Genomic DNA, 18,985 nt, shown 5'->3' with positions numbered 1-18,985 from the left:
GGGACAGGACTTATATCAGCAGACCGCTTCTGAGCGGCCTGACAATAAGCAGAAAAACAAATAATTATAATTTTTTCTTATAACTTGCAAAAAATAGCTTGCATTTTTACAAAATATGCGCTATAATAGTTTACAGGTTTACTGTTCGCTGAAATGGCTGAGAAAAAGATATAATTTTTTCAGCGCGTAACCCATGAGTCACACTATTTATTAAGGAGGAAGAACTATGGAAATTACAGATGTAAAGATCAGAAAGATCATGTCCGATGGCAGGCTCAGAGCGGTAGTATCCCTTACTATCGACGATATGTTCGCCGTACATGATATCAAAGTCGTACAGGGAGATGAGAGGCTGTTCGTGGCAATGCCCAGCCGCAAGGACGAGAACGGAGTTTTCCGTGATATTGTTCATCCCATTTCTCCTGCCGCAAGAAAGCTCTTTGAGGAGAATATTCTTGAAGCTTACGAGAGACAGCTGGCTATAATGGAGACTGAGTCTGCCGTGGAAGCCGCTGAGGAAGAAGCTGAAGAGCTTTGATATGTTGGATCGCATGAAGACCTGCCGGGAGGTGGGTCTTTTTGTTATATACCCATTATCCTTGCCGCCTTCAGTATGGCCACCTGGGTCTTTCCGTCGCGGATAGTGCCGTCCATGACCTGCTTCACGGCCTCCGAAAGAGGTATGCGCTCAACGTCAAGGAACTCGTCGGGATCAGGCGACTGTCTGGTGAACTTCAGTCCCTTTGCAAGGTAGATATGGGTTATCTCGCTGTTGTATGCAGGAGTGGGGAGCATCTCCCCCAGATAGATGTACTCGGAGCAGGTAAAGCCCGTCTCCTCCAGCAGCTCCCTGCGTCCGCATTCCGCGTGATCCTCGCCCTTTTCCAGCTTGCCTGCGGGTACCTCGCGGGTCACGGTCTGAAAGGGATAGCGGAACTGCTTTACGAGAAAGATATCTCCCTCGTCGGTAATGGGGATAACGCAGACTCCTCCGTTGTGGCGGAGCACGTCGCGCACTGCCGTATTGCCGTTTTCCAGCTCGGCAGTGTCGTGAGTTATGGTGAATATGGGACCCTTGTACACCTCATCGCTGGTGAGTGTTTTTTCCTGAAGATGCATTGCTTTTCCTCCGTTGTTATTTTTTGTTATCGAAGAGGCTGTCACAGTATTCCTGTGCGGCCTTTATCTTTTCGCATGAGTTGTAGCCGTAGCAGCGGCCGATGTCATAAAAGTCGCCCTTTCCGCGCTTCCTGCGGAAGATGAGGACGTACAGCGCAAGCACTGCGGCGCTGACGCAGCTTATGATTATGCCCTCCCTGAGGTAGGGAGTGGAGTATCGGAAAACTATGGTATTGCTGCCCTTTTCCGCCCTTACGGCCATGAAGCCCTCGTTGACCCTTTCGATATCCGCTTTTCTGCCGTTGACCTCGGCGGTCCAGCCCTTGCTGTAGGGGACGCTGAAGAATACCAGCTGCGGCTTGTCGAGGTCTATCTCCGAGGTGAAGCCGTGAGAGTCATAGGTGAAGCTCCTGGCGGCGCAGAGCTGCTTTTCGCGGCAGAAGTCCTCATAGGAGGCCTTTGTGAGACCCACTGTGGCTTCGGGATCGTATTCGGTGAGTATATCGCCGTACTTCTCGGCCTGTTCCTCCGAGAGCACAAGGGACTTCATCATCAGCTTCTCGCGCTTGAGCTTTGACTTGTCGTCGGCAGCGGCCTTTGTCACATAGGTATCATATGCAAAGCCCATGGGAACATACAGGGTATTCTCGTATATCTCGAAGTGCTCCGTTTCGCCGACATAGCGGAAGGCAGGGAGCTCGTCGGGGATAATGACCTTTGTGATATCCTCCTCGGAAAGGTCGGAGGACACTTCGGAGGAGCTGTCCGGGGGAGCTGTAAGGAGCTCCTGATAGCTGCATCCCTCGGTCTTTTCCTTATAGTAGTATTTTACCGAGAGCATACCGCGGAGAGCATAGTGGCTGAGCTTTGCCCTTGACGCCACGTCCCTGGGAACACCCACATAGCTGTAGAAGTCCATGATAGAGGTATTGACCACGCTCTGGAAGGCTCTCATGGTGGGGAGCCCCCATATCATGGGATAGTTGTCGCAGTCAGAGGATATGTCTATCCTGAAGAACCTGTCGCTGTCCACCGTCTCCCATACCTCGTCCTCGCCGTCAATGGCGGTGTCGATGTACTCGCGGGCGTAGCCCACGCTGTTGGCGCCGTAGAGAGTGGTGGTGAATACGCAGCCGATAGATGCGGCAACAGTGGCAAATACAACGAAGGCGGTGCTGAGCCTGCCCTTTTTCTTCCTGCGGAATATGAGGAAGGCGCAGATCAGGAATATTACGGTCACAGCCACGGTTATCCAGAAGTACAGGATATCCTCGGGCTGAGTGAAGAGCTTCCACTTCTTGCCCTCGTCGGGCTTTCTCGGTAAGCAGCCGATGACTGCAAAGGCAGCGGTCATAAATGCGCAGACCTTCAGGCCGAAGAAGCCGTCGTTGTCCTCGTCGTCGATGGTATGGGCGGTCATCATGGCCATTACCAGTATGGGCATATAGAACCAGCGTGCGTAATAGTAGGAATTGGCAGCCTGAAAAAGGCTGTTGAGTATGGGCACCATAGCAAATACACCGCAGCACAGCAGCAGCTTTGTCGCCCAGTGCTTTCTGCGCATACGCATGAAGGAGAGAACTCCAGCCATTGAGAACAGCGGCAGGTATGCGCCTATGGAGGCCCATTTCTCGTACTCCGACGGGAAAAGGTTGATGTATGCTGGGGGATCGGCTGGCATGAACAGGCACTGCACCAGTCTCGGCAGCAGGGTCTTGTCGGTATAGGCCGTCATGTCCGTACCGTAGAGCCTTTCGCTTATCCTGTAGTTGCCCATAAGCGCCATAGCCGAGGGCAGCAGTATAAATGCCGCCATAAGAGTACCCAGCACAGCTTCAAGGACAAGGCCGAAGAACTTCCGCCATGATGTGTGGAAGTCGCCGCATTTCATTCTGAAGAAGTAGTATAGTATCAGGAACACGGCCTGACCTGCGAAGAAGTAGTAGTTCACGCAGGCCATAAGCGCCACGGTCAGAGCAAAGACGCCTCTGCGGCGGCGGTTGACGTTCTCCTCCATGGCGATGAGCATAAGTGGGAACAGGGCCGTAACGTCCTGAAAGTGATTGAAGAAGATGTTGTATACCTGAAAGCCGGAAAAGGCATAGAGGAGAGCTCCCGTCAGCGCGGCGTTCCTGCTGCGGACGAAGCGTCTGATGAAGGCGTAGGCCGTCAGCGAGGCCACGCCGTGCTTCACAGCCAGTATCACAGGCATGGAGTACAGCACCAGACCTCTCGGGAGAAGCGTCGTCAGCCAGAAGAAGGGACTTCCGCTGAGGTAGAAGGAGTAGGAGGTGAAAAAGTCCGAGCCCAGATCGGTGTACCAGTTCCACCCGAGACCGCCGCTGCGGACAGCGTCGTTGGCGAGACTGTAGAAGGGTATCTGCTGAGCGTTGTAATCGCCGTAATAGATGAAATATCCGCGTTCGCTGACCATCATGGGCAGTACCGTGAACAGCATGGTGCCGAAGCCCAGCAGAAAAGCGAGCAGGTATTTTTCCTTGGTACAGTCAGAGGTACGGGGCCTTTTCTTCACTGTTTCTTCCTCCGTTAAAAATAGATATACAAATTGATTATATCACAAAAACTCATAAAAAGCAACAAAAAACAGAATATATTTTCGATTTTTCGGCTGAGTTGCCCTTTTGCCCGTACAGCTTGCATTTACAATAAAGATATGTTATAATATAAGTTACGTTACTATAATGAAATGAAGGGGACGGATAATGGAAGTTTACCTTGATAACGCGGCGACCACAAAGCCCTGCGGGGAAGCAGCTGCGGCTGCCGTGGAAGCCATGACGGATAAATACGGGAATCCCTCGTCGCTGCACCGTGCAGGTCTTGCGGCGCAGCTCCTTATGGACGGGGCGAGAAAGACCATAGCGGATTCCGTGGGCGCTGACAGCGGCTGCATATACTTCACTTCGGGAGCCACAGAGTGCAATAATCTGGCTCTCCGCGGAGCCTCCGCAGCCTACGGCAGAAAGCGGAAGAAGATAGTCATATCCTCCGTGGAGCACCCCTCTGTTGACGAGACAGCCTCCGACCTTGAGAGCAGGGGCTTTGAGGTCACAAGGGTATCCCCCCGTGAGGACGGCCGCTTCTATGCGGCGGACTTTGTAAGCGCCTGCGATGATGAGACCTGTCTTATCAGCATGATGTACGTCAACAACGAGACAGGCTATATCCTGCCTGTAAAGGAGACTTTTTCCGCTGTAAAGCGCCGTTTCCCCGATATCATAACCCATACGGACTGCGTGCAGGCCTACATGAAGCTGCCGGTAAAGGCGAGCGCCCTCTGCGCCGACCTCATTTCCCTCAGCGCCCATAAGGTACACGGAGTCAAGGGTGTGGGAGCTCTTTACATAAAGAAGGGTGTCCGCGTACTTCCCGTCATCACGGGCGGCAAGCAGGAAAAGGGCATACGCTCGGGTACCGAGAGCGTTCCGCTCATAGCGGCCTTCGGAGCGGCTGTGAAGAAGCTCGTTCCGACTATCACCGAGCGCTATGAGAAGGTAAGCGGACTTAAAGCGTATCTGCTCGATAAACTCAGCGGCATTGAGGGAGTGACCGTGAACTCTCCCGAAGACGGCTCGCCCTATGTGGTGAATATATCCGCGGTGGGCAAGCGCTCGGAGATAATGCTCCACTTCCTTGAAAGCAAAGAGATATACGTTTCCAGCGGTTCGGCCTGTTCAAAAGGACAGCAGAGCGGCGTTCTGGGACAGTTCGGCATTAAGGATAAGCGTGCGGACAGCGCACTTCGTATAAGCATGACTGCGGAGACTACAGAGGCGGAGCTTGATATGTTCTGCGAGGCTCTCCGTGAGGGTATGGAAAAGGTAAGGGGTTAATATGGAAGAAGAAAAAAAGAAGAACCCGTTGAAAAAAATAATCATAGTTCTTGTGGTACTTGCCGTGCTGGCAGCGGGAGGATTCTGGCTGCTGTGCGCGGAGATGAAAATGACCACGGGTTCAAAGGTCAGCTCCAGAAACGCAACGGCAAAGACCTATTTCAATGCCGTAAGTCTCCAGGTGGAGGAATATTACAAGGAGAACGGCGGGAAGGTGCCTGCCGACAAGGAGTACATCATCAGGGGAAAGGGCTCGGTAAACGATCCCTGCGAGCTGCTTGCGGAGAGCATGACAAATAAGTACATCCACGACCATGAGATCTGCTGGGTGGTAAAGTTCGAGGACGGCAAGGCCTGCGAAGCGTGGGCGGCGCGTCGCCCCATAAAGGACAGCGAGCTCAGATATTACAGCCGTTCAGAGCTTATCGAAATGAGCAATGAGCACCCTCTGAGGCAGGACAAGCTGGTTCTCGGTTACTACAATGCTGCCGAGGGAGATACATATACCGGCTGACGTTTATATTTATAATAGTATAGGAGAAGAAAATGAAAGAACTGATACTTGTAAAATACGGTGAAATGGCACTGAAGGGCCTCAACAAAAAGACCTTTGAGGATATGCTCATAAAGAACATCAAGCGCAGACTGAAGCCCCTGGGGCATTTTCAGCTGACCAGCGCTCAGTCCACAACATATATAACTCCCCTGGATGACGATATCGACCTCAGCGAGGTGGCGGACAGAGTGGGCAAGATATTCGGTATCGCCGCCTACTGCCGCGCCTGCGTGTGCGAAAAGGACTTCGAGGACATATGCAGCAAGAGCTATGAATACCTTGAGGAGGTACTGAGCTGCGCAAAGACCTTCAAGGTCAACGCAAAGCGCTCCGACAAGGCCTTCCCCATGAAGTCTCCCGAGATATGTATGGAGCTGGGCGGCAGGCTGCTGGAGAGGTTCCCTCATCTGAAGGTCGACGTCAAGAACCCCGAGGTCACCGTTACAGTTGAGATACGCGACGAGAACGCCTTTGTTCACGCGGAAAATATCAAGGGAGCAGGCGGACTTCCCGTGGGAAGCAGCGGCAAGGCACTGCTTCTTCTCTCTGGCGGTATCGACAGTCCCGTTGCAGGCTACATGATGGCAAAGCGCGGAGTACACATAGCAGCCATACACTATGTGAGCCCGCCCTATACCTCCGACCGCGCACAGCTCAAGGTTGAGACCCTCTGTCAGAAGCTGACGGACTACTGCGGCGGAATCGCATTCTACTGCGTGCCCTTTACGGAGCTTCAGGAGGCTATCAAGGATAACTGCCCCGAGGAGTTCTTTACTATTATAATGAGAAGACTCATGATGGAGATAGCCCAGCGCATTGCGGCCAAGGACAACTGCCTTGCACTTATTACGGGCGAGAGCGTGGGACAGGTGGCCAGCCAGACTATGGCAGCCATGGTCTGCACCGACGCAGTGTGCCGTATCCCCGTGTTCCGTCCCTGCGTAGGCATGGACAAGACAGAGATCATCGAGATCGCGCGTAAAATAGACACATTCGATACATCTGTGCTGCCCTATGAGGACTGCTGCACGGTGTTTACTCCACGTCATCCCAAGGTGAGACCTCAGCTTGCGGATATCGAAAAGGCTCAGAACAGCTTCGATTTCGAGCCCCTTATCCGGAAGGCTGTGGAAAACACAGAGATGAAAACCTTTAATTTTGGAGAATAATTCTTAATTTTCTCACAAAATCATCACAGTATATTTGTACAATATTAACTAAAGCAAGGATGGCGATTTAGTGGTAAGCAGTAAATTTTCTGAATGTAATGCCGAAAAACTTGACAAATTGGTCAGTAATGTTGTAAAATTATTAGAACGGAAAAGTCTGACCATTGCTACGGCGGAAAGCTGTACAGGCGGACTTCTTTCAGAGCTTATTACATCAGTATCGGGCGCGTCTGCGGTCTTTGAGCTGGGGATATGTACTTATTCCGAGCGCATAAAGACCAGGTTCCTTGGCGTACCTGCCGAAACTATCAGTAAGTACGGCGTGGTAAGCGGGGAGACGGCTCTGAGCATGGTCAGGGGACTGAAGGAATGCTCGGGGGCGGATGTATGCATTTCGGTAACGGGTATCGCAGGTCCTTCGGGCGGAACTGCCGAGACTCCCGTGGGAACGGTATATATCGGCTTCGATATCTGCGGCAGGCAATTCGTGTGTCTGCCCGAGCTTTGGAAGCTCAGCGACATGAGCAGGGAAAACATCAGAAGATGCGCCGCTGCTTTTGCCTTTGAGACCGTAGAAAAAACACTGTTGGAGGCGAGGACGGACTGATGAGCGAGAAGATGACCGACGGAATGACCGAGGCACAGCGCAGAGCTGAAAAGATCAGAGCTATCAGAAGGTCTATCCGCGGCGAAGCGGAAGTCGCTCCGACGACATACGAAAACAAGGCGGATACGGAACGCGCCGAGGCGAAGCTGGGGCAGCTCAGACGCACCGAGCCGAGACACAGTTCCACTGCCGCTGATATACTTGACGAGCTGGACGAGGCCATTGCCCACGAAAAGGCGGAGGCTGCAAGACTTGCGGCCGAGGAGGCCAGAGCAGCTGCCGCCGCTGCGGAAAAAGCAGGTCCCGATATCTCGGACATCATCCCTACCATGGAGTCTCCCGCACAGGAGGAGCTTCATGAGATAGCGGAGAGGATAACCGAGGATTTCTCGGAGCCCCCTGCGGACACAGGCGATGTATTCGCTGACGATCACGCAGCTGAGGAGCAGTATGCCGCTGAAAGCAATATAAACGATGAGAGCTTCAGCAAAGAGGAGATACACACAGAGTCGGCAGCTGATATTTTACGGGCTGACGCCGCCGAGGATACTGTTGTGTTCACTCCCGTGAAGCGCTTCACCGGGGAGGCTGCTCCGAAAGAGGAGCAGAAGCTTGAGCCTGCACCCGTTATGAGGGCTGCGCAGGAGGAGGGCGTCTCACAGAAGCCTCCCGTAAAAAAGAAGAAAAAGAAGAAGAAAAAGACCTTTGCACAGAAGCTGCGCGGACTTCTCCCCGAAAAGGGCGACAGCGTGCCTGAGTGCATAAGAAAGATAGTATTCCTGGGATCTGTCGCTGCCATATTCGTATGCGGATATCTCGTGGGTGATTATTACTACGAGCTGTGGGCAAGCAAGCACAAGACCAGGGAGATAATGGAAATATACGACATCTACGAGGACAGGGAAGCCACCACTGAGGCTGTTGAGGAGAACGGAGAGACAAGGATCAGATTTTCGGGTATGCTGGACGGAGCGCGCAAGCTCTGGGATCAGAACCACGATATCGTCGGAGTCATCACTATCCCCGATACTCCCATAAATAACCCCATTATGCAGTCCGAGGACAATACAAAGTACCTGGACAAGAAGTTCGACATGAGCGAGAACAGGGCAGGCGAGCTGTTCCTTGACTTCAGGAACCATTTCGACGAGGTGGACGAGGACGGCTATCTCAAGTGCCCCAATTCCGGAAACCTTGTTATATACGGACACAATATGCTGGATGAGCAGATGTTCGGAAGCCTTAAATGGTACCAGAGACACGCGGATTACTACAGCAAGCATCCGATCATATATCTCAGCTCCAATTACCAGAAGTACACATATAAGATATTTGCTTACTTCATTCTTGACGCAACAGACGAGTCCGAGACAAAGTACGACTGCTGGAACGAGCTGGAGTTCTCTGACGAAAACGAGTTCTACGGCTTTGTGAACGAGGCGAAGAAGAGGTCTCTCGGCTGGAACGACGTCGATGTGAAGTACGGCGATCCGCTCATAACTCTTTCGACCTGCAATACCACCCTCCCCGACGAGGAGGCAGGCCGTCTCATAATAATGGCAAGACGTGTAAGGGACGGCGAGGATCCAAAGGCGGGCACACAGAACAGCAGACCCAACCCCAATATCAAGTGGCCCACTATGTACTATCAGGCTCACCCCAATGAGCGCTACGATCCTGACGGAGAATTCGTTCCGTACGGTTGATGGAGGAAGATGAATCACCAATGAGCAAAAAAGTTAAAACCATTACAGCCTGCGCAGTTTGTGCGGCTGCTCTCGGACTGGGCGGATACGCTCTGCTGCTGAACAAGGGCAGTGAAGATGTGCCCACGGTCAGCAGTATCACAGAGACTGCCGAGCCCTCTACCGAGCAGAGCGGAGTCCTTCCTCTCGGCTGGTCTGACAAGATCGGCTATGCCCCGTCCAAGGACGGCAGGACAGAGAGAGCAAAGTCCCTGCTCAGAGAAAACAAGGATATCGTCGGCTGGCTTAAAATAGACGGGCTCCAGCTGGACTATCCCGTTGTCAAGGATCCGGGAGAGATCGCAGAAAACGATCCCTACTACGGTCCCGAGGGCTATATCCCCGACGCCTTCTATCTGGATCATGACCTGTACAGGAACCACGACCAGGAGGGCACCCTTTACCTTGATTACCGTGATGATTTCGGAAGCGACGAGAGTATGCACTCCGAAAATCAGGTGATATACGGACACGCCATGTGGAACGGCAATATGATGGGCTGCCTCAGACGGTACCGTCAGGACTTCGAGTTCTACAAGGCAAGTCCCTTTATACAGTACAGCTCCAACTATAAGGAATACGATTATGTTATCTTCGCCTTCCTTATAACCAGCGGAAGCTACAATGCAACAGACTTCCATTACTGGAACATGGAGGAGCTGGATTCAGAGGAAGAATTCAATTTCTACATTGACAACTGCCGCAGCAGACAGCTGCTTGATACGGGAGTTGACGTAAAATACGGCGACCAGCTGCTTACCCTTTCCACCTGCTATGCGGACGAGGACAATTCACGCTTCCTCGTAGTGGCAAGAAAACTCAGGGAGGGCGAGGTCGCAGGAGACATGACAACTATACAGCACACGGAGGCATGGACGAAGGCTCAGCAGGAAAAAGAGAAAGAAGCAGCCGAGCATGACACGCCCCAAAAGAACGACTGATTATATCCGTAAAAGTGAACTGACCTTATGTTTTTAAAAGGAGATCGTTATGGAAAAGCAGAAATTGCTTAAACGCGCAGCAGCTGCTGTCTCGGGAGTACTTGTTATCTCGGGCACAACGGGTATGAAAACTGCGGACAGTACCGATACCGGGGAAACCACGGCGGTAACTGCAACTGCGGAGGATACCACGGCAGCTGATAAAACGGAGGCTTCTTCCGCTGCCGGAGCCGAAACGGCCGAGGACGAGCAGCAGATGCCCGAGGACTGGGTGAAGGCTGATATCAGCGAATACGATTCCAGTCTGTCGCTTATAAGCTATGAGCTTGCAACGCCTGAAATGGCAAAGGTGGGCGAGCCCGCCGATCCCTTCAAGGGTCTCTCCGAGGAGGAACGCAAGGCTCTTGAGGAAGAGATCGCAAAGAAAAAGAGCGCACTCAGAAAGGGTACGCCTACTCTGTCAAAGAATGCCGCAAAGAGCAGGAGCAAGGAGCCTACGGCTGTCGAGCTCAAGACCTCGGGCGCCTATGTGGGAGATATCCCCGAGTCGCAGCCCGATCCCAGCATAGCGGCACAGCCCGGAGAGTTCGCATTTGTGACCTACGGCTGGGGACACGGAGTCGGCATGAGCCAGAACGGCGCCAACTTCTATGCGGCCTATGCAGGCTGGACATATCAGGATATCCTGTTCCACTATTATCCCGGAACATATCTTATGAATACAGGCCTCACCGATGAGGAGGAGCTCACCATAGCTCACGAGCCTGCGGGCGATACTCTTAAAGTAGTATCCGAGATAGTCAACAGAGAGGTGGGAGGAAGCTTCTCCTACGAGGCTATCAAGGCACAGGCAGTTGCGGTATATACTTATATAAAGTATAACGGCGACGACTCAAAGGACCTCAGAGGCAAGCCCAATCCGCCCCAGGTTGTCATAGACGCCTGTGAGGAGGTGCTTGGCGAGGCGCTTTACTACGACGACAACTATGCGCTGACCGTATTCTCCGCTTCCAGCGGAGGCTGCTCGGCAAACTGCTATGAGGTGTTCTATGCGGATTATCCCTACCTCAGAAGCGTGCCCAGCGATTACGACGCAGCCTTTGATCCCCACTGGGGAACAGTTACATATATGAGCGCGGAGACCGTGAAGAAGAAGCTGGAAACAGCCTACAACATCACCCTTTCCGATGATCCGGGCAACTGGATCCAGCCTGTATACTCAGACGAGACAGGCTATGTCACCGACGTCCTCATTGACGGACAGACCTACGCAAAGGGCTACCCCTTCTCAATGATGATGGGACTTAAATCATCGAAATTCAATCTTACATATACATATGATTGATGAGCAGCGGAAGGCTGCAAACAGATAAAAGAAGAACAAAAGAAATAAGTCTTTGGATAGAGGAGAACGATACGGCACTCTATATCCGGAGACTTATTTCTCCTTTTTGGTGATGAAAGGTGAAGCCGAGAGGTGAAAAAAACCTGAAAAACATCCAAAAAGGTGAAAAAAGGTGATTTGCAAGAAAATAATTTAACAAAAATAAAAACGTTTGTTTCGTTTCTGAACATCCTTTGGTTAATGATTGAACAAAATCAACAAAAAATAGGCGATTTCTGTGTTAATCATTGTCTAATACTCCATCTTGATATTCTCCCCGAATGATGATAAAATAGTTTTAGGGTGAAAAAAGGTGATGGGAAGTGAAATTTTCCAAAAAATGGTAAATCATTCCTGAGTTTCAAAGGAAAGCGAGGCGAAGTTCAATGGCAGATCTGTTATGCGGTACATATTACCCCAGTATAGATCAGAAAGGCCGTATGAGCTTTCCCACCAAGCTCCGAGAGATCCTCGGACCCGAGTTTTTCCTTTGTCAGGGACCTGATGACGCCTACATCGCCGTTTACTCGCCTGAAGCATTTCAGGAATACTGCAACAAGCTCAATTCCATACCCGGTAAGCAGGGAAGCGACATAAGACGTATGCTCCTTGCAGGTGCGGATAAGCAGACCCCCGATAAGCAGGGTCGTATCTTCATCACCCAGCAGCTCAGAGACCATGCAGGTATCACCGACGAGGTCGTTGTTATCGGCGCAAATCACAGAGCTGAGATATGGAATAAGGCAAAGTGGGAAGAATTCAGCGGAAGTATCTCTCAGGAAGAGATCAACAGCGTTCTTGCCGATCTCGTTCTCTGATACGGACGTTTTTGTCTTTGTTTCCGACACCCGTCGGATTAAGGAGAGTTTTAGCAAATGGAATTCAGCCATATACCTGTTATGCTCGAGGAATGTATCGAAGGACTCAATATCCGTCCGGACGGTATCTATGTTGACGGTACCGCAGGCGGTGCAGGTCACTCCTCTGCAATAGCAGCCCGCCTTAATGCACAGGGCAGGCTCATCGCTCTTGACAGAGATCCCGATGCTGTCGCAGTTGCGACGGAAAGGCTCTCGGTCTACAAAAACGCGAAGGTGTTCCACAGGAACTATTCGGAAATAAGAGCGGTCCTCGATGAACTTGAGATCGATCACGTCGATGGGATCCTTATGGATCTCGGCGTTTCTTCATTCCAGCTCGACGAGGGAAGCAGAGGCTTCTCCTACCACTCCGACGCTCCGCTGGATATGCGTATGAGCAAGGAGGGCATGAGCGCAGCCGATATAGTCAATACCTACACGGAGCAGGAGCTCGCAAGGATAATATTCGAGTACGGAGAGGAAAAATTCTCCCGCAGAATAGCGTCGAATATAGTCAGAGCAAGAGAAAGCGCTCCCGTAGAAACTACTATGCAGCTTGCCGATATAATAAGAGAAAGTGTTCCTCAGAAGGCGAGACGCGAAAAGAACCCATGCAAAAAGACCTTTCAGGCAATAAGGATAGCGGTAAACGGAGAGTTCGAGCACCTTTCAAAGGGCCTCGACGATGCCTTCCACAGCCTGAGGGCAGGCGGACGCCTTGCAGTCATAACCTTCCATTCCCTTGAAGACAGAATAGTCAAACAGAAATTCGCGGAATGGTGCAGGGGCTGTATATGTCCACCGGACTTCCCCCAGTGTGTATGCGGACACAAGCCGCAGGGGAAACTTGTAAACAGAAAGCCGTTAGAGGCTAAAGAACAGGAACTCGAAAGAAACAACAGAAGCAGAAGCGCTAAGCTCAGAATAATAGAAAGGAGTGCGGAAAGCAATGGCTGAAAACACTGTACGCTATTATAACGACGAAAGCTACGACGCCGACACAGATGAGACAACCGATGTTGACGGCGTAGTGCAGAACGGTTCTGAGCAGAAGCCCGAGATCGAAATGAGTAAGAACGAAGCAAGAAGCGGTTCCATACTCACCATATTATTCGTATCTCTGCTGGCTGCCGCGCTGCTGGGCTCGGTTATCTATTCCCTTGACAAGCGAAACACCATGTACAACAAGGTGTCCGCAATGAACGAGAAGCTGGATAGCGCCGAAGCCGAAAACGTAAGACTCCAGTCTGAACTTGACAGTAAGATGTCCGCAAAGAACATAGAAGAATATGCGCAGTCGCTTGGAATGGTAAAACTCAATTCCTCGCAGATCACTTACAAGAAGATTCAGACAGGCGATGTCGTGACTATTCCGGAGCAGGAAAAGGGCGTGATCGCGAAAATAAAGTCCCTTTTCGATAAATGCGTGGAATATTTCAGAGGGTAGTACCAATATAAATATAACACATGGACTGCCTGTTATTAAAATGAACACTATCGGCAACGAAAAAATATATATGCCGAAGTTATATGTAGAACACGGAGATACAGCGGGTGATCGGAATAACGGAATTGCAGTTCCCGGGCTTTGGGCGGAAAAGAAGCCCGGGAGCGGCAGTCCCACGCTTGAATAGCGATAAATCCTTCGTCGTATCAGTACAAGAGGACATCCCAGAAAAAAATAAGATGTTCAGAGGCGGGGCACATGAAAACCCTGCCTTATTTATTTATAGATGACTTTTTCACAGAAAGGAAGATCCTTGCGTGATAAATACCAATCCATCCAACGCCATGAGGTTTCGGAGCAAGATAGTTATGACGGCTGTTTTCAGCCTGCTTTTTATAGCCATAGCTGCAAACTTCTTCAGGATATCGGTGCTCGATAACAAGAAGTATCAGACCATGGCAAACAACCAGCACTTCGGTTCCATAAGCATATCGGCCCACAGAGGCTCGATATACGACGCCAACGGCTATACCTTTGCCAAGAGCGCCACGGTGTACAAGATCTATATCGACCCCCAGAGCTTCAATGAGGATCTGAAGTCCCTCCAGAAGCTCATAGACAAGCGCAACGCCGAGAAGGCCAACGGTACATACACTCCCGTCTATGACGAGGCCGGCAACGAGATGAACGTGCTTCCCGCTTCGTCCGATGAGTTCAGGGACAGAGCCGCAGGCTTCCTTGCCTCAAAGCTCAACCTCACCTCGGAGAAGGTGAAGGAGGCCATGGCCGACGACAGCCGCTATGTAGAGTTCGCCCGTCAGGTGGAAAAGCCCGTGGCGGACGATATACAGAAGTATTTCGCGGATATGGGCTTCATATCCATAGGTACCAAGGAGGATACAAAGCGCTATTATCCCCAGAACGAGCTGGCTGCGCAGGTGGTGGGCTTTACTACGGGAAACGTCGCCTACGGTGTGGAGGCCTACTACGACGATTACCTCTCGGGCGTTGACGGCAGAACAGTATCCGCCGTTGACTCCAACGGCAAGGAACTGCCCTACAGGTATTCCAAGACCTTCGAGCCAAAGGACGGCGCCGATGTATACCTGACTATCGACAGAGAGCTCCAGTTCATACTTGAAAAGCGTCTTCAGGAGATGTCGGTGGATCACGGCGTAAAGAACAGATCCTGTGCCATTCTCATGAATCCCAAGACAGGAGCAGTTCTTGCAATGGCCACCTATCCCAGCTTCGACCTCAACCAGCCCATGAAGCTGGCGGACGACGGTATGCTCCTCAACAAGATATTCACCGAAAAGGAGATCACCGAGCCGACGGAAAAGGACATAGAGGAATATACTCCCGAGGCGCGTGAGCGTCAGTGGCGCAACAAGTGCGTCAGCGAGCGCTATGAGCCCGGTTCGGTATTCAAGATAATCACAGCCGCCTCTGCCATTGAGGAAAAGGCTATAGACATCAATAAATTCTCATATGTATGCTCGGGCCATGAGACCCTTGACGACGGTACGGACGTACCTATCACCATCAACTGTCACAAGCTTGACGGACACGGTCCCGAGTCCTTCCAGAAGGCTCTCACCGATTCCTGCAACCCCTCCTTCATGGCTATAGGCAGGGCGCTGGGCATCGAGAACTTCCACAGGTACTTCGACGCATTCGGCTTCGAGGAGAAAACGGGAATAGACCTGCCTGCGGAGATGAAGGGCGATGTGCCTCCTGTTGTGGCAACTCCCGAGAGAAACGCAATGACCAATATCGACCTTGCGCTTTCCTCCTTCGGACAGTGCGAGACCGTTACTCCCCTTGAGCTCATAACTGCCTGCAGCGCAGTTGTGAACGGCGGCTATCTGCTCCAGCCCTATGTGGTGGACAGAGTAGTTGACAGCGACGGAAATATAATCCTGAAGAATGACCGCACCGTAAGACGTCAGGTCATCTCAGAGGACACCTCCGCAAAGATGCGCAAGGCTCTGGAAAACGTAGTTATAGAGAACCAGACAGGCAACGTAAACATCAAGGGCTATGCCATCGGCGGCAAATCGGGAACCTCTCAGCGACTCAGCGAGACAAAGCAGACTCTCGACGAGAACAAGCAGGAGAGAGCGGAGCAGCAGGAGTACGGAGCTTCATATATATGCTTCACACCTGCGGAGGATCCCGACCTGATACTTCTTGTTCTTGCGGATATGCCCGACAAGACCAACGATCAGTACTACGGAAGCAAGTGCGCGGTTCCCTGTGCGGGAAATATACTTGAGGACGTACTGGAATACATGGACAAGAGCCCCGAGTACAGCGAGCTGGAGCTCCAGAACCTTGACATAAAGGTGCCGCTTGTAAAGGGCGCTTCCATAGACGACGCAAAGAGGACTCTTGCAGGCATCGGCGTATTACAGGACAATATAAAGGTAATAGGCAGCGGTATCGAGGTAGTGGAGCAGTCTCCCCAGACGGGACAGTCCATCTCCAAGGATGGCTATGTATACCTTTATACTGAAAAGGGCAACACAAGCGAGATGGTAATGGTGCCCGACCTTACAGGCTATTCTCCCGAGGCGGTGAACCAGACACTGTACGGCTATGAGCTGAACTATGTGTCCAAGAACATCGTCGGTATGCAGGAGGACGCCTACGTTGAGTCCCAGAACATAGAGGGCGGCTCAATGGTGCCCAAGGGAACCACCATCGAGGTAAAGTTCAAAGCGCAGCAGTTCAACGACTGACGCATATAAAAAGAGAAAAAGACAGGAGGCAGACAAAAAATGAAATTACGGGATCTTATCGAAGATAATGCCGTTACAGCAATAGGCGACACCGAAATAAGCTCCGTGACCGACGATACGCGCAAGGTGACTGAGGGCAGCCTCTTTGTCTGCGTAAAGGGCGGCAGCTTCGACGGACATACCGCAGCTGCGGAAATGCTTGAAAAGGGTGCTGCGGCAGTGGTGTGTGAGCGTGATCTGGGGCTGGGCGACAGACAGATACTTACGGACAATTCCAGAAAGCTCTACGGACAGATATGCTCCGCATGGTTCGGACATCCCGAGCGCAGAATGAAGCTCATCGGCGTTACGGGCACCAACGGAAAGACCACCATAACCAACGTTATCAAGCATATACTCACAAGAAACGGTCACAAGACAGGTCTTGTGGGAACGATACAGAACGAGATAGGCGATGAGGTGCTTCACACCGACAATACCACGCCCCTGACCTATGAATTCATGGGACTTCTTGCCAGAATGGCAGACGCGGGCTGTGAGTATGTGGTGATGGAGGTGTCCTCCTTCGGCCTCTGCCAGTACAGGATAGGAGCTTCCCACTTTGATGTGGCGGTGTTCACCAACCTCACACAGGATCATCTGGACTACCACAAGGATATGGAGGATTACTATCAGGCAAAGAAGATGCTCTTTGACATCTGCGACTGTGCCGTGATAAACTCCGATGACGACTACGGCAGACGTCTTTTCGGCGAGATAAACTGTGATAAGCGCAGCTTCAGCGTAAAGGGCAACGCCGACTACTATGCCGACGGCATAAAGATAAAGTCCACGGGCTCAAGCTTCTGGCTGTGCTGCGGCGACAAGTCCCACTTTATAAAGACAAGGATGCCGGGACTGTTCAATGTATCGAATATTACTGCGGCAATAGCCGCCTGCCTTGAGGAGGGGCTCGCCATTGAGAGCATAATCCCCGCCATCGAGGACTATAACGGAGTCAAGGGACGCTGCGAGGTCATTCCCACCGGAAGGGACTTCACCGTTATCTGCGACTACGCCCACACTCCGGACGCTCTGGAAAATATCCTCAGAAGCGTTAAGGAGTACACGGAAAACGATCTTATCTGCCTTTTCGGCTGCGGCGGAAACCGTGACGCGGCAAAGCGCCCGAAAATGGCTGCGGCGGCTGCAAAGTACGCTGATAAGCTGATAATAACCTCCGATAATCCCCGCAATGAGGACCCCGAGGCTATCATCAGGGACATACTCACAGGCGTTGAGGATAAGCCCGTCAACTATGATGTTGTCACAGACAGACGGGAAGCTATATATCATGCCTTGAAAATTGCTGAAAAAGGTGATATAATAGTTCTTGCGGGCAAGGGACATGAGGATTATCAGATCCTTGCCGGCATGAAGCATATCCGCTTCGACGAGCGCGAAGTGGTAGCTGAGGGGCTCAGGCTCCTCGAGAATTAAAAACTGGAGTTGTTGGAATAAAATGTCATTCTGGATAATCGATCTTGTATCAGCACTTTTGTCATTCGTTATCGCGGGAGTGTCGGGTATATTCCTTGTACCCTTCCTCCACAGGATAAAATTCGGTCAGCCCATAAAGACCGAAGACGGACCCAAGTGGCACGCCAAGAAGCAGGGAACTCCCACCATGGGCGGTTTCATGTTCATCATATCCACTGTTATCACCGCCATAGTCGGCTACTGGATATACAGGTGGAAAACAGGCATTGACACCACTGACAAGGACAGCTTCAAGCCCTTCTATATGCTGCTGAGCTGTGTGCTTTTCTCGGCGTCCTTCGGACTTATAGGCTTCATAGACGATTATACCAAGGTGGCAAGGAAGAAGAACGACGGACTCACCCCCTGGCAGAAGATAGCGCTTCAGCTGGTATTCTCCGTGGGCTTCCTGGCAGCCGTTCACTTCTTCGGCGACGGCTCTACCTGCATTGACCTGGGCTTCTGGAGATCTCCCTCACTGGGGATATTCTACTATATACTGATGATACCCGTGATAATCTACCTCACCAATGCGGTGAACCTCACAGACGGCGTTGACGGCCTCTGCGGCTCGGTGACATTCGTCGCCATGCTGATATTCACGGTATGCTGCTCAATACTCGGACAGAGAGAGATGACCTGCTTCACAATGGCTCTGGCAGGCGGTTGTCTGGGATTCCTGCTGTGGAACCTGAACCCTGCCAAGTGCTTCATGGGCGATACGGGCTCAATGTTCCTGGGAGCAGCCGTTACAGGCGTGGGACTTATACTCCACAAGCATCTGCTCATACTCCTCGTTGCAATGGTATACATAATCGAGGCGCTCTCCGTAGTGATACAGGTGAGCTACTTCAAGTACACCAAGAAAAAGACGGGAGAGGGCAAGCGTATCTTCAAGATGACACCTATCCACCACCACTTCGAGATGAGCGGCTTCAGCGAGTACAAGATCGTCATAACTTTTTCGCTCTGCGGCATTATTTTCGGAGTTCTGGGAATAATTACACTGCTGGTATTCTGATAAGGCGTGAGCCGAAGGTC

16 protein-coding genes and 1 pseudogene are annotated in these 18,985 nt (G+C 51.6%); 15 read left to right on the top strand and 2 right to left on the bottom strand.

The annotated features are described in order from the left end of the window. The first annotated feature begins 226 nt into the window (after nucleotides 1-226). Nucleotides 227-538, top strand: a complete 312-nt coding sequence (gene spoVG / locus Q0Y65_RS04260) for a septation regulator SpoVG (protein WP_297957516.1) — start codon at nucleotides 227-229, stop codon at nucleotides 536-538. Nucleotides 539-582: 44 nt separating this feature from the next. Here the strand turns inward: spoVG and Q0Y65_RS04255 are convergent, their stop codons facing one another. Then, nucleotides 583-1,119: an NUDIX domain-containing protein gene (locus Q0Y65_RS04255; RefSeq protein ID WP_297957513.1), complete on the bottom strand. Its 537-nt coding sequence runs from the start codon at nucleotides 1,117-1,119 to the stop codon at nucleotides 583-585. 16 nt (nucleotides 1,120-1,135) lie between these two features. Next, nucleotides 1,136-3,652, bottom strand: coding sequence for a YfhO family protein (locus Q0Y65_RS04250; RefSeq protein ID WP_297957510.1), 2,517 nt, complete (start codon nucleotides 3,650-3,652; stop codon nucleotides 1,136-1,138). 190 nt (nucleotides 3,653-3,842) lie between these two features. Here Q0Y65_RS04250 and Q0Y65_RS04245 point away from each other — a divergent pair, with 190 nt between their 5' ends. From Q0Y65_RS04245 to mraY, 14 genes and pseudogenes are all read left to right on the top strand, one after another. Beyond that, nucleotides 3,843-4,973 carry a cysteine desulfurase family protein gene (locus Q0Y65_RS04245; protein WP_297957507.1) on the top strand — a complete coding sequence of 377 codons (1,131 nt, stop codon included), beginning with the start codon at nucleotides 3,843-3,845 and terminating at the stop codon, nucleotides 4,971-4,973. Between the two features lies 1 nt (nucleotide 4,974). Next, nucleotides 4,975-5,487, top strand: coding sequence for a hypothetical protein (locus Q0Y65_RS04240; protein WP_297957504.1), 513 nt, complete (start codon nucleotides 4,975-4,977; stop codon nucleotides 5,485-5,487). A gap of 32 nt (nucleotides 5,488-5,519) precedes the next feature. After that, a complete protein-coding gene (gene thiI, locus Q0Y65_RS04235; RefSeq protein WP_297957502.1) occupies nucleotides 5,520-6,698 on the top strand; it encodes a tRNA uracil 4-sulfurtransferase ThiI in 1,179 nt (392 codons plus the stop codon). Between the two features lie 70 nt (nucleotides 6,699-6,768). Next, a complete protein-coding gene (locus Q0Y65_RS04230) occupies nucleotides 6,769-7,305 on the top strand; it encodes a CinA family protein (RefSeq protein ID WP_297957500.1) in 537 nt (178 codons plus the stop codon). Then, a complete protein-coding gene (locus Q0Y65_RS04225) occupies nucleotides 7,305-9,011 on the top strand; it encodes a class B sortase (RefSeq protein WP_297957497.1) in 1,707 nt (568 codons plus the stop codon). The genes Q0Y65_RS04230 and Q0Y65_RS04225 overlap by 1 nt, the downstream gene beginning before the upstream one ends. Before the next feature lie 20 nt (nucleotides 9,012-9,031). After that, nucleotides 9,032-9,991, top strand: a complete 960-nt coding sequence (locus Q0Y65_RS04220) for a class B sortase (protein ID WP_297957494.1) — start codon at nucleotides 9,032-9,034, stop codon at nucleotides 9,989-9,991. Between the two features lie 604 nt (nucleotides 9,992-10,595). Next, nucleotides 10,596-10,700, top strand: a pseudogene (locus Q0Y65_RS15730) (stage II sporulation protein D); the annotation flags it as partial. Between the two features lie 6 nt (nucleotides 10,701-10,706). Then, nucleotides 10,707-11,336 carry a SpoIID/LytB domain-containing protein gene (locus Q0Y65_RS15725; RefSeq protein ID WP_363293519.1) on the top strand — a complete coding sequence of 210 codons (630 nt, stop codon included), beginning with the start codon at nucleotides 10,707-10,709 and terminating at the stop codon, nucleotides 11,334-11,336. A gap of 425 nt (nucleotides 11,337-11,761) precedes the next feature. After that, a complete protein-coding gene (locus tag Q0Y65_RS04210) occupies nucleotides 11,762-12,193 on the top strand; it encodes a division/cell wall cluster transcriptional repressor MraZ (RefSeq protein WP_297957489.1) in 432 nt (143 codons plus the stop codon). Between the two features lie 57 nt (nucleotides 12,194-12,250). Beyond that, on the top strand, nucleotides 12,251-13,192 hold the full coding sequence (gene rsmH, locus Q0Y65_RS04205; RefSeq protein WP_297957485.1) for a 16S rRNA (cytosine(1402)-N(4))-methyltransferase RsmH: 942 nt from the start codon (nucleotides 12,251-12,253) through the stop codon (nucleotides 13,190-13,192). Continuing rightward, the gene (locus Q0Y65_RS04200; protein WP_297957482.1) at nucleotides 13,185-13,682 is read left to right on the top strand and encodes a hypothetical protein; all 498 of its coding nucleotides are present in this window, start codon (nucleotides 13,185-13,187) and stop codon (nucleotides 13,680-13,682) included. The genes rsmH and Q0Y65_RS04200 overlap by 8 nt, the downstream gene beginning before the upstream one ends. A 317-nt stretch (nucleotides 13,683-13,999) precedes the next feature. After that, nucleotides 14,000-16,426: a penicillin-binding transpeptidase domain-containing protein gene (locus tag Q0Y65_RS04195; RefSeq protein WP_297957478.1), complete on the top strand. Its 2,427-nt coding sequence runs from the start codon at nucleotides 14,000-14,002 to the stop codon at nucleotides 16,424-16,426. A 39-nt stretch (nucleotides 16,427-16,465) separates the two neighbouring features. Next, nucleotides 16,466-17,905 carry a UDP-N-acetylmuramoyl-L-alanyl-D-glutamate--2,6-diaminopimelate ligase gene (locus tag Q0Y65_RS04190; RefSeq protein WP_297957476.1) on the top strand — a complete coding sequence of 480 codons (1,440 nt, stop codon included), beginning with the start codon at nucleotides 16,466-16,468 and terminating at the stop codon, nucleotides 17,903-17,905. A gap of 22 nt (nucleotides 17,906-17,927) precedes the next feature. After that, a complete protein-coding gene (gene mraY / locus Q0Y65_RS04185; protein ID WP_297957474.1) occupies nucleotides 17,928-18,965 on the top strand; it encodes a phospho-N-acetylmuramoyl-pentapeptide-transferase in 1,038 nt (345 codons plus the stop codon). The last annotated feature ends 20 nt before the right edge of the window (nucleotides 18,966-18,985 follow it).

Source organism: uncultured Ruminococcus sp. (assembly GCF_947301925.1).
In the GTDB taxonomy this organism is placed as follows: domain Bacteria; phylum Bacillota; class Clostridia; order Oscillospirales; family Ruminococcaceae; genus Ruminococcus.
This window is presented reverse-complemented; position numbering and strand designations above follow the sequence as displayed.